Source organism: Paenibacillus sp. YAF4_2 (assembly GCF_052113225.1).
GTDB lineage: Bacteria > Bacillota > Bacilli > Paenibacillales > Paenibacillaceae > Pristimantibacillus.
This window is the reverse complement of sequence record NZ_JBFRCT010000002.1, coordinates 233,607-246,653: the sequence shown is the minus strand read 5'-3', so window position 1 is coordinate 246,653 and position 13,047 is coordinate 233,607. Positions and strand designations below refer to the sequence as shown.

The 13,047-nt window shown below is 46.3% G+C and carries 9 protein-coding genes; all 9 read right to left on the bottom strand.

Going from position 1 to position 13,047, the window contains the following annotated elements:
- Nucleotides 1-23: 23 nt before the first annotated feature.
- Entirely contained in the window at nt 24-3,866 is a 3,843-nt protein-coding gene (locus tag AB4Y93_RS05130; RefSeq protein WP_441889649.1) for an S-layer homology domain-containing protein, read from the bottom strand.
- Nucleotides 3,867-4,027: 161 nt separating this feature from the next.
- On the bottom strand, nt 4,028-5,128 hold the full coding sequence (locus AB4Y93_RS05125) for an AbrB family transcriptional regulator (RefSeq protein WP_441889647.1): 1,101 nt from the start codon (nt 5,126-5,128) through the stop codon (nt 4,028-4,030).
- Nucleotides 5,129-5,161: 33 nt separating this feature from the next.
- Entirely contained in the window at nt 5,162-5,812 is a 651-nt protein-coding gene (locus AB4Y93_RS05120; protein WP_441889645.1) for an MBL fold metallo-hydrolase, read from the bottom strand.
- Between the two features lie 51 nt (nt 5,813-5,863).
- Nucleotides 5,864-6,265, bottom strand: coding sequence for an RrF2 family transcriptional regulator (locus AB4Y93_RS05115; RefSeq protein WP_441889643.1), 402 nt, complete (start codon nt 6,263-6,265; stop codon nt 5,864-5,866).
- Nucleotides 6,266-6,495: 230 nt separating this feature from the next.
- Complete coding sequence (locus tag AB4Y93_RS05110; RefSeq protein WP_441889641.1) at nt 6,496-6,675, bottom strand: hypothetical protein; 180 nt, start codon at nt 6,673-6,675, stop codon at nt 6,496-6,498.
- Between the two features lie 99 nt (nt 6,676-6,774).
- On the bottom strand, nt 6,775-9,141 hold the full coding sequence (locus AB4Y93_RS05105) for a glycoside hydrolase family 95 protein (protein ID WP_441889639.1): 2,367 nt from the start codon (nt 9,139-9,141) through the stop codon (nt 6,775-6,777).
- Nucleotides 9,142-9,210: 69 nt separating this feature from the next.
- A complete protein-coding gene (locus AB4Y93_RS05100; RefSeq protein WP_441889637.1) occupies nt 9,211-10,932 on the bottom strand; it encodes an extracellular solute-binding protein in 1,722 nt (573 codons plus the stop codon).
- Nucleotides 10,933-11,011: 79 nt separating this feature from the next.
- Nucleotides 11,012-11,920 (bottom strand): carbohydrate ABC transporter permease, encoded by a 909-nt coding sequence (locus AB4Y93_RS05095; protein WP_441889635.1) that lies wholly within the window; start codon nt 11,918-11,920, stop codon nt 11,012-11,014.
- A 14-nt stretch (nt 11,921-11,934) separates the two neighbouring features.
- A complete protein-coding gene (locus AB4Y93_RS05090) occupies nt 11,935-12,897 on the bottom strand; it encodes an ABC transporter permease (RefSeq protein WP_441889633.1) in 963 nt (320 codons plus the stop codon).
- Nucleotides 12,898-13,047: the final 150 nt, after the last annotated feature.

Below are 13,047 nucleotides of genomic sequence, written 5' to 3'. Positions count from 1 at the left end.
ATATGGTAATTTATACAAATTTCTTATTGCTCTAGCAGACGTAGCAACAGCACTGCTGCTTCGGCACGTGTAGCTGTCCCGTTTGGAACAAATAGATTGCCATTACGGCCTTTTATCAGCCCTTCATTCTTCAGTGCGTCTACCGCTTCTTTTGACCATTTTGGAATATCCGCTTCATCATTAAAACCTGCAGCAACCGTACCTGCTGGCAGCTCAAGCGCACGGGCAATCATCACCGCCATCTCTGCACGGGTAATGGTCGCGTTCGGACGGAAGCTTCCATCTGCATAGCCATTAATAATGCCAGCATTTACAGCGATCGCAATGGCGTCATCTGCCCAATCCTGTATGGCGGATCCATCTGTGAATGTAACCGCTTGGCTTGCACCTTGCAGCTTCAAAGCATTCACGAGCATAACGATAAACTCCGCACGGGTAACCGTATTGTCAGGACGGAATGTGCCGTCCGTATAACCCGTCACAATTTGTTTCTCTGCAGCTTGCTTGATCAGCTGTTCTGCCCAATGTCCGCTCAAATCTGTAAATACTGACGCAGAAGAAGCTATGCGTGTAACCGTTACTTTGTACGTTTTAATAGTTCCGTTCTCCGCTGCTACTGTCCATTCCAGCACGTTTACGCCAAGCGCCAGATTTACTTTGGATTGCGAAGACGGCACCTGACCATTCAGCTTCAAGCCTATTCTGGCTTTAGAATCAGAGACAGCAGCAATTGCATCTACCTCTACAGCTTCCGTCTCCGCCGTATAGGATGTAACGGAAGCTGTGAAATCTGGTGATAAACGGATAGCTTGGTTATTCGCGGATAGAGCAAGCGATTTCAAGTTCGCATCACTGGACAAGGTAGAACCACTGGATGCTGGCGACGGTGCAACTACTCGGACGGTTCTACTCACCTCAACAGCTGCATTTCCTGCGTTATCTGCAGCGTTGTAGCGAATCGTGTAGACACCAACGGCGTTTACATTCACGGAGTCTCCCGATACGATAACCTCCAAGCTGCCCTGTCTGCTATCTGTCGCAGTTGCCCCTTTATCCGTATAGGCGGATCCCTTATTCATTTGAATTTCTGCATCCCCGTTAAGCGTAATGACCGGTTTTACGGTATCAATAACCCATGTAAAATCAGCAGGCGTGTCATCTGTATTCCCAAAAAAATCCACTGCCCGGACATAAAGGGTATGTGTTCCGTCCACCAATTTCGAGAAGGTCACCGGGGAGGTACAAGCCGTATAATACTCTCCGTTATTGTCCAAGCTGCATTCAAAGCTAGAGCCTTCCTCCGTGCTGTCAAAACGAAAAGCTGGTGTACTGTCGTTAGACAGCACAGCCGGGTTCTCCGAAATAGAAGTCTCCGGTGCTGTTGTGTCTACCTGTGAATTTAAGTATGTTCCATATACATTTAATTCGTTAATAGACCACCAGCTGCTGGAGGTACCTGTCTGAACAAGCTTGATGTAACGTACCCCTGATGCGGTTACATCAATATTCATAGCACCGCTGCTGCCATCACCGGCTGCAACTGCACTGCCCCATTCCACGCCGTCGGCTGATACATACAGCTCGTAGCTTTTGGCATAATCCGTACCACTGGATTCCGTTACAACCTTTGTAATATCAGCAGGAGTTTTCATGTCCACGATGATATATTGGCCGTTAGCCATTGCTACACCAGCACTCCAGCGCGAATTCGATCCATCAAACAGATTAGATGGGTCATCCCCACTCGTTGGTGATGATTCCGCTGTCCAGCCTGTACGATCAAGTGCACCGCCTGTGACTTCAAGTGTCACCGCAATTGCTGTATGACTTGCTACTGAGCGATTGCCGCTTCCATCCTTCGCAACGATTTTGTACGTGTAGCTGGTAGAAGCCTTTAATCCCGTGCTGCTATACGTTGTAGCATTAGTTGATCCAATAAACGTATTGTTCCGGTACACATCATAGCCTTCAACCCCGACATTATCTGTCGAAGCCGTCCAGCTGAGGTTAATCTGGCTGCTGGAGACAGCTGTAGCTGTCAGTTCTGCAGGAACGGTTGGCGCTTCAGCATCTCCTCCTACAAACTCGTTCAACGTCTGCCTCATATTGCTGCTGGAGGTCACACTTCCACCTTTTCCATTCACGATATGTGTAATTTCACTTCCTGCGGTACCATTAAGCCAGATCGTTGTCAAATGATGCAGCTTAATTCCAGGATTAGAAGGCGCTTCAATCGCATTCTCCAGCTTAATCGCTGCATCCCGGAAGTAAGAATAGATGCCAAGCCCCCATGCCTCATGGCTGGTTACCCCGTCTCCAATTTTGTAAGAAGCATAACCGTTCACCGTACCGTTATTGCTCATCCACGATTCTTGATCTGGCACGTCATAAGGAATTTCGGATTGATAGAAATACAGCCGTCCGCCATTACCATTCCATATTGTTTGGTATTCATTATGATGCTCGTTAAATAGGCCGTAAATAGTGACATCATCGCCGTTCACAATAAGACCATTCTTCGATACGTTAGAGTCCCAAGCAGCCCCGGCTCCATGATCGGCACGCCAAATCCAGAAGTGATCACCGATCACATTATTGCTGTTGATTTCAAGAGCAGTATCATTACTTCCGTTCACATGGCCGCCTGTCCGGAAGTACAAGTCGGATAATGAGATCGGATTCGCCGAATGATCTGCTGTACTGCCTGACTCCCCTACTTTCAACAGTACAGAGGATTTCTGTACGCCCGCCTCAATGACAAGCCCGGAGATGTTAACGCCATCTACATCATCTGCCACAATGACATCCTGTCCATGATCAGGGATAATGGTCGGCAGCCCGATGCCATATACAACGGTATTCGGATTGGTGATATGGATTGACTCGTTCAGATGATAGATACCCGGTGTGAACAACAGGTTTTTTCCATCTTCCAAGGCCTCATTGATTGCGGCCGATGTAGCAGTACCCGGCTTCGCGATATAAAAGTCATCAATCGAAATGGAATCACCTGGCGTATTGCCATTCGCCCAGCTGACACCTTTCGTGTTGCCCGCCAATGAAGGTACAAACACTTGGTATTCACCATCATTATCGATGTAAAGATAAGGCTTTTCACGCACGACTGGCGTTTTATCTACAACCGTATAAGGTTGCGTAGGAAACACACCTGACGGTTCATTCTTATCCCCAACAAACACCATATTCCATACGCCGTTTGACCAGCTGTTCCACTCGCTGTTACGAGAGAACCATTGCTGTTGAGAGGCTGGAATAACGTTCCCATCAATCTTGGAATCAGCAAGATAACCACCACTTGCCCATCCCGCATCCCATGATGCTGTAAAATCAAATAAATGCATATCTTTGCTGACTACATGTACTCGGCGCATCGGCGCAGCCTGAGAGACAGCGAATCTGACAGTCGCATTAGGATCGGTTGGAGCAATTTTCAAATTCTCAATCGAACGCCAGAAGTTACGGGTCGCATTGCCGTTATCCCATTTGGCATCCACATTTAAGGCGCCTGTTATGGTTACATCATCCGGATTCTGACCAAGCCCCGCAACGGATGTGTTGAATCCAACATTCATATTGACATTATAGGTACCTGGCTTGAAGAGAAGCGCGTATCTTTGATCCCCAAATTCATTTTGTTCCTGCTCGCCATACACGGCACTGGTAACGCTTTCAATATCAGCTTTAGACATGGCATCATCAAAGACATAAACATGAGGACCAAAAATCGTGGAATTAGCTGAGGAGCTTGGAATAGCAGCATGAGTGACTGTGGGATAAACGGTGTTAAGACTGATGGCTAGCGCCAATGTGGATATGGCCGCCGTCACCTTCTTCATCTTTTTCATTATTGCCTATTTACCTCCCAAATCATATTGGATGGAAGTCTAGGTGGCAGGTCTAGTTAAATAATAACGCTTTCATTTCCAAATGGAGTATAGGCGAACTATAGAACATTGGTGTTGTAAAATTAAGGACTTGAAACAAAATGTCTCAAGTCCTTAATAAATTACTGCGGCTGCTCCGTACCTGAGCCTTTTAACTTGATCTTGAATAACAGTCGCAGAATAGGCGGTACCGCGAAAAAGATAAAAAAGGTCCGGAACAATTGATACCCCGATACCATCGACAGATCGGCATCAATCTCATGTGCCAGTATCCCCATCTGGTCCATTCCTCCAGGTGCGAGGCTAAGCAAAGCGGTAGATCTAGAGACTGGATGCAGTACAGTGAGCAGCTCACTAACTCCCCAGGCAAAGAGCATGAGGACTAATCCGCTTCCAATGGCAAAAGAAAACGTCCTTACCTTCCGCTGAAGCTTGCCTGGCTTAAGCAATAAACCAACATACGTGCCAATCATCAGCTGAGCCGCGCTGATTAAGCCCGAAGGAAGTGCAGGACCATGCAGGCCAGCGCCTTGCAGAGCAGCTGTAGCAATGGCTGGTCCAAGCAGGAACGCAGTTGGGAAGTTGATCCGGTTACCAGCTACCGCACATATCGTGCAAATTGGAGCAAAGATAAGAATATTTGGGAACAAGTCCGCCCAAGTCGCTTGCGTTGTCGTTAGTGACACCGCTGCTGCTGCAGCATCATGCACCTGACCAAAGATCGGGCTGAACACAAGCAGCGGAATACCAATGACAATAATCATCAGCCTGACCACCTGCGTAACGGTGACCACCGTCAGGTTAACGCCTTCCGTCTCCTCCGCTAAAGCCAGCACCTGCGATAATCCCCCGGGTATGGCTCCGAGTAATGCGGTTTTGAAATCCGTATCCGACAGCTTGGACACTGCGAAAGCGATACTCCCGCATAATAGCAGCAATATGATCGTCATCAGGCACATGGTTGGCAGCTGATGTCCCATTTCTTTCAGAGCTGCCCCTGTCATCGAAAGACCAATCGTATAACCAACTATAATCATGCCGGAATTGCGAATTTGACCGGGCCACCTATATTTGCCCTTCCATACATTTGATCCGATCAATACCGCAATCATCGGTCCAAGCAGCCACGGAATTGGCGTATTTAGAAGACTAAAGATCATTCCACCGCCAACCGCGGTCACAAGTGTAATTAGAAATTTGAAGCTATTTGATTCCACTGTCATTTGCCTGCCTATCGTTATTAATTTCCTTATCTGTTAATCATACAGGAAAGTAAGGACACCTGCATAATCGGACAGCGTATCCTTCGTGATAGTAAGCTCACGAACTTCCTGCGTCTTAACGCCTGCAGCTGCCGTGAATTTCTCGACCTTTTCGAACATCAGCTTTCCTGGAAGTCCCAGCGCTTTTGTCCGGTAATGCATGGGAATCGCTATCGTCGGCTGAAGCTGACGCATCACCTCGGCGGCTTCAACTCCACCTAATACCATTTTACCTCCTGACGGAACCATCAGAATATCTACCTTACCTATCTGATGAACTTGTTCCTCCGTCAGCAGATGTCCCAGATCCCCACAATGGCATACGGTCAAATCTCCTGCCTTGATAACAAAGACGATATTAGGTCCACGCTTCTTGCCGCCTGCTTTATCATGAAAGGTTGCAATCCCTTTGATGGATACCTCTTTTTTCTTATATTCTCTTGGCTGATTAACCAGCATATATTCACCGGACGCTACCTGAATCTGATTATGGTCTTTATGATTATGTGTCACAATGACAATATCCGATTCAATACCTTTAGGCATGCGATAGCCAAGAAGCCGCCCGTAAGGATCGATTAATACATGTGTTCCTTCGTCTGTTGTCAGTAAGAAAGAAGATTGCCCATACCATTTAATTTTCATTTCTCTCACCTTTATATGTGCTATTTTTTGCACAATTTAGAATAAAAAAACTTAGTCCAATAAATCCGCAATCGTATAATTGCCGAGCACAAAATAAACCTGTTCGGATATATCCCCCATAATCTTCTGGAAAGACTCGTTCACTTTCTTGCCGAAATGATGTTTGCCAGTCGTATCCAGCATACGATCCCACGGCGGCTCTTCTTCATGAACTGTCTGATATACCTCACGAAGCGTAACCTGCTCCGGCTGTTTGGCCAATTGATAACCACCTGAACGTCCTTGCTTCACTTCAATAATGCCGCCTTCGACAAGCTGCGATAAAATTTTGCGTAAGGCAGTTGGTTCACAATGAATTTGCTCTGCAATTTCGCTGCTGGTCAGCAGCTCCGACTGAGAAGCCAATACAATTAAAGCTTGAACGCCAAATCCAAACCGTTTCAGTGTAGCCATAGCTGCTTGACTGCTTCCTCCTTCAATCGTTTAATATGTGCTAATTTTAGCACATATTAAACTTTAGTACAAAACTAAAGCCCGCCTTTCTGCTTTTCGCAGAAAAACGGGCTTTAACTTTGTCTTTTTATGTGCTGCCGCCGATAAGAGCAGAACCTCTTCCACCATGAAAGCGTCCAACCTAAATAAAGGTGTATTCCATTGTCATTTTGGGAAAGCACCTTCTCTATTTATTTCTTCTTTTTGCAAGACTTCTTCTTATCCGTCGAGAATTGGATCGGAATCTCGTCAATCACATTACGAAGTACGTTACGGAATACAAATGCCGCTACGTTATTATAATTGCCATAGAAATCAGACAGATCATCATCAAAGAACTGAATGACTCTGATTCGGAACACTGGATACACGAATGTATTTCCAAAAATGCTTCTTAAGGCAACAAAATGAAAGAAACGGTTCGTACGGAATGCAATCCTGTACAGAGTTGCAATTTCTTGAGGAGATATCTAGATAGCAGCAGAAGTTAAAGTTACGAAGTAGGTGCGCCCTTCTTCCGCTTCAAACCTTCCATCCATCAGGGCAATCGCAGTACCTTGCTCATCCTCAACCTGCACGGATTCGGCATATCGGATCTTGCATGAGCCGCTTTTCTTAGCCTCAATAACAGCCTGCTTCAGCTTGCCGTCTGCCCACTGAATTCCAACGATATATCCACCTCTTGCCTTCAGGCCATTAATTTGACCATCTGCCCATGCAGTCGGCAAAGAAGGCAGCAACTCAATTTCGCCCAAATGGCTTTGGAGCAGCAGCTCAGCCATACCGGCACTTCCACCGAAGTTGCCATCGATCTGGAACGGTGGATGGGCGTCTAGCAAATTCGGATACGTTGATCTTGCAAGCAGGGTCTGAACAGCACCATATGCTTGTTTCTCATCTTTCAATCGGGCGAACAAATTAAGCAGCCATGCACAGCTCCAGCCGGTATGCCCACCGCCATTAGCAAGCCTGCGGTCCAAGGAAGCAATAACTGCTGCGAGCAGCTCTGGCGTGCTTTCATTAATTTCGTTGCCAGGGTATACCCCGTACAGATGAGAGACATGCCGGTGACCCGGTTCACTCTCTTCGAAATCCTCGTACCATTCTTGCAGCTGGCCGTGACGGCCAATTTTATAGGCAGGCAGGCGATCAAGCGCCGCAAGAAGCTCATCACGGAACGTTGACTCTTCGATCTCAAGCACATTAATTGCTTCCAAACAGTTCTGGAACAAGTCGCGGATAATGGCAATATCCATCGTAGACCCAAACGATACACTACATGCCTCACCATTGGCGGTCAGGAACTTATTCTCCGGTGAAGTCGAAGGATTCGTAACCAAATCGCCATTCGGACCATCAACCAACCAATCCAGACAGAACAATGCCGCACCTTTCAGAAGCGGATATGCTTTTTCACCTAGGAATACCTTGTCCAGGTTATACAAATAGCTTTCCCATACCTGACGAACAAGCCATGCTCCACCTAGAGGCCAGAATGCCCAGCTTGCACTTCCTCCAGTTGGTGTCGTCATCCGCCACAAGTCCACATTATGATGCGCTGTCCAGCCCCGGCTACCATAATGGATTCTCGCCGTACGGGAACCAACCACGCTCATCTCTTCCAGCATTGTAAAGAGCGGCTCATGACATTCGCTCAAATTACATACCTCCGCTGGCCAGTAGTTCATCTGTGTATTGATGTTTATCGTGTAATCACTATGCCACGGCGGCGAAACATGTGAATTCCATATGCCTTGAAGATTGGCTGGCTGTGTACCCGGCCTCGAGCTTCCCATCAGTAAATATCGGCCGTAATGGAAATACAGCGCTTCCAAATGCGGGTCATTTTTAGTTGCCTGATAATCCGTCAGCCTCTGGTCGGTTGGCTTATCTTCCTCTGACTCCACTTCAGCTAAAGAAAAGGATACACGGTCAAACAATGCGCGATGATCCTCTGCATGACGTTCGCGAAGGGCTTCAAATCCAAGTGCAGCAGCAGCTTGAAGCCGATCAACACAACGTGCTGAGCATGCCTTATGATCTGGAGACATATTATAGCCTGCGAAACCTGTTTCTCCTGCCAAAAACACATTAAAGTATGTGGCATTACGAACTTGCAGGACGTTATCACTGTTACTTAACGATCCATCTGTCTCTACCTGTAGGCGAATTTCAAACGGGAGTCCAAGTTCGTCCTCATAGAGAACATCCAGCGGATGATCTTTATGATAATTACCAGCCACATGACTTGGTGCTTGTCCAATGAGCCACAAAACGCCGTCTTCTGCCTGCTCAATCCGATAGTGAAGCAGCGAATCCAAAGTAAGATCACGGTTCATCGTACCTTCAAAAGCCTCATATCGTACAACTAATACTTGATCTGGCGTGCTTACGAAATATTCACCATGAATCTTCACCTCACCATCACGATAGTGAATCGATGCAATCCCATCATTTAATTGAAGCTCACGCCGATATTCTGATAATGCGATCTCCGAATCCTCACGCCGAATAATCGACAGACCTCCAAGCGGCAAATATGGCTCCACATCCCGCCCTTGCATGGTCGATTCGATTAACGCTTCAGCTTCTTCATATTTCCCGGAAAATATGAGCTGCCGTGCTTTAGCCAAATACCGTTGAGCTTCATAATTAATCTGATCCCGTGGAAAACCAGCCCATAACGTGTCTTCATTCAACAAAACTTGTTCCGTATCTGTACCGCCAAATACCATCCCGCCGATACGTCCATTCCCAATCGGCAGCGCTTCTTCCCATACTGCCGCAGGCTGCTCATACCAAAGCTTCCAATCCTTCTTTGCTGCTCCGCCCATCATTCATCCTCCATCCATTACGATGCCAAAGAGAGCCCGCATTAATCGGGCTCTCTCATCGTTACAAGCGTATTATTCGTTCCACAATTTCACGCGTGCTTTAACCAGGTCTTCACGGATGCTTTCTGCTTTTTCTACATCTGCCTTAACCAACTCTTGTTGGTATGCATCCCAAATTTTATCAAAGTCTGCTGGTTTAGCCAAGATTGCTTCAGGAATACGTTTCCAAGTAATATCAGTCAGTTTCTTCTCGATAACTACTGCTTCACTGTCGCCAGGAACTGGAATGTTCCAAGCTGCGCCCCAAGGCTTAACTTTGAACTCTTCTTCTTTAGGGAACAGATCTTTCCAAGTTGTCGCATTGTATGCTTTAAGAACTTCTTTCTCTACATCGTTAAAGCCAGCTACGATTTGCTCTGGGAAGTTTGTTGTGTAATAGTTGCCGCTTGGATCTTTCACGCCGTCGCCGTAGTGGCCGCTCAGCAGGTTGTAGAGACCAATACCTGTTTCTTTAGTGAAGTTTGTAGCGTCATTGATTTTACGATCGTTAACTTCTTGTGGAATAACGCGTTTGCCATCAACGACATTGTAATGCTTGCCTTCAATACCCCAGTTCATCAGCACTTGGCCTTCATCGGAAGCAAGGTAGTCTAGGAACTTAATTGTACGAACAGGATCTGGATTGTCTACGGAGATTGCTACACCGCTGCCTCCCATGAAGCCTGTTGGCCAGAACGATGCTTCTTTCACATCTGCAGACATCGTAACTGGGTAGTGGCCGTAGCCTTGATCGAATTTACCTTCTGCTTTCAGAGCTTTCTCGCCATCGCCGTAATCCCAGTCTTGGTCAATCAAGCCAAGCACGCGGCCGGAAGCGATTTTCGCTTTGTATTGGTCATATTTTTGAACGAAGCTTTCTGGATCAAGCAAGCCTTCAGCGTTCATATGGTTCAGCCATTTGAAGTATTCCTTCTCTTCTGGACGACGGAAGTGGTACGTTACTTTTTGTGTATCCACATCGATGTTGAACTCGCCGTCATCGGAACCGCCAGTCGCGAGGAACGCAGGGTTCGTTACCGAGATGTACATATGCCAATCGTCGGCGTTCAGCGTCAGACCAACGTTCGGGTTGCCGTTCTCGTCTTTTGGATGAAGAGCAAGATAATCTTTAATCGCTTTCTCGTAATCCGCTACTGTACGGATTTGCGGGTAGCCCAGCTCTTTTACAACACGGTGCTGCAGCTCGAAGCCGCCGCCTGCGTTGAAGTATTGCTGCCCAATACCGTTATACGATGGAATAACATAAATCGCATGGTCATCATCGCTGTAACGAAGACGGTTCATATTACCTTCAAACAGTTTTTTCAAGTGAGGAGCGTATTTATCAATCAGATCAGTCAAATCGAGTACAGCGCCAGCGTCAACAAATTTGGCGATGCTTTGTTTGGCACTGATCAGATCCGGATATTCGCCGCTTGCCGCGATCAGGGATGATTTTTGAACCGCGTCGCCTACTGCAAATTCTGCATCAAGAGTAATACCTGTTTTCTCTGTAAGAGTTTTACCAATTTCATCCTGCATGTTCGCCCAGTTTGGTGATGGATCTTCGCTGTAATACGTCAATTTGAGCGGTGAAGTATCTTCTGGAGCAGCCGACTCTGTATTTGTATTGCTGCTTGCGTCTGGGCTAGCTGTGTTCTCTTCATTATTGTTATTGCTGCCGCATCCAGCCAGCAAACCTGCAACCAATGTAGTTGACAGTGCGAGGCTTGACCACTTGCTGATTTGATTCATGAAATAACCCTCCTATTTATTTATGAAATCCATATTGTATTAACGGGTTTCCCCAGGAATACCACTTCTAATCATTAGATCAGCCTTTTACAGCGCCTAATGTCATCCCTTTGACGAAATACCTTTGCAAGAAAGGATAGACCAGCAGGATTGGAACGGTAACAACGATGGTAATCGCCATTTTTACGGATTCAGGCGAGACGGTCGACATCATTTGGGTCATGTTCGAATTGTGGATGTCCACGTTATTGCCTGATGTCGTACTTTGCAGTACTTTCATCAATTCGAACTGCAAGGTTGTTAAAGCTTCGCTCGAACCGTTGTACAGATAAGTATCAAACCAGGAATTCCATTGTCCAACGGCCAGGAATAGTGCGATTGTTGCAAGCGCTGGCTTCGACATTGGAAGAATAATGCGCCAATAGATTGTGAAATCATTCGCACCATCAAGCTTAGCGGACTCTTGCAGGGCAAACGGAATACTATCCATAAAGGAACGGATAACGAATACGTTAAAGGCACTTACGAGACCTGGAAGGATGTAAACCCAGAATGTATTCATCATGTGTAGGTCACGGATCAGGAAGTAGACTGGAATCAAACCGCCTGATACATACATAGTCAGCGCCAGGAAGACCGAGACGAATTTACGTCCTTGGAAATCCGGCCGGCTCAGCGTAAACGCGAGCATCGAGGCACTGATCAGACCAACCACCGTACCAGCTACTGTCCGGAATACGGAAATTTTGAAACCTGTAATCAAACCGCTGAAGGAGAAGATAACTTTGTAGTTTTCCCAAGTCCAATCACGCGGGAAGATCGTAATACCGCCTCTTACACTATCTACAGAATCATTGAATGAAAGAGCAAGCACGTTCAGAAACGGGTACAAAGTGATGATCATTACGAATAAGACGAAAACGTATACGAACACACTTAGTAGCCGGTCTGACAGAGGCGCGCCGCCCAATAGTCCTTTTGATTTCATGGTTGCACTCCCCTTTACATGATGCTTTCTTTAGTGATTTTTTTGAACAATCCATTAGCGGTAAACAGCAGGAAGATACTCACAACCGAGTTGAAAATATTAATCGCTGTACCAAACGAATAACGGCTTAATTGCAAACCATATTCTAATGCATACAAGTCAAGGACTTGCGAGTAATCTCGAACGAGATTGTTGCCAAGCAGGAACTGCTTCTCGAAGCCGATTTGAATCAAGTGACCAATCGACATAATAAGCAGGATGACAATCGTTGAACGAATACCTGGCAAAGTAATATGCCAGATTTGTTTAATTCGATTTGCTCCATCTACTCTTGCTGCTTCGTACATTTCTTGGCTGATGCCTGCAATGGCTGCGAGATAGATGATCGTATTCCAGCCCATCTCTTTCCACACATCTGAGATCGTTATAATTCCCCAGAAGTAATGTCCCTTGGATAAGAACTGAATCGGTTGATCGATGAGCCCTAGCCACATGAGAATTTCATTGACTGTGCCATGATCAGCGGACAGCATCTTAGTCACGATGCCCGCAACTACGACCCAGGATACAAAGTGAGGCAAATACGAAATCGTTTGGGCGAACCGTTTGAATGCCATACTCCGAACTTCATTAAGTAAGACTGCGAATATAATTGGTACTGCGAAGCCTGCGATAATTCCCATAAAACTCATCGCGAGCGTATTTCGCATGACCAGGTAGAATGTATCGTCCTGGAAGAGCGTTTTAAATTGATCGAAGCCTACCCAATCCTGCTCGCCAAATGATCTGGCTGGCTTGTACTTCTGGAAGGCCATCGTCCAGCCCCATAATGGGTAATAACTAAATACAAATACCCAGATTACGAAAGGCAGCGACATCATATATAAGTATTTGTTACGGATAGCTGTTCTCCAAAAATTTCTCTCTCTCTTTAACTTGCGCGTCTGCTGCTGAACGCTAGTTGTGACCGCTTTCATCGGTATCCCTCCTGCCTTATGCATTTATGATAACGGATTCATGGGGGATCCCGGTACCCAAAGGATTTGGCATAAAATCATATAAAAATTAGTGTAAGCGGATTCAATGACTAAAAAACGCATGTTTTTCTCAGGGGAGAGAAAAACATG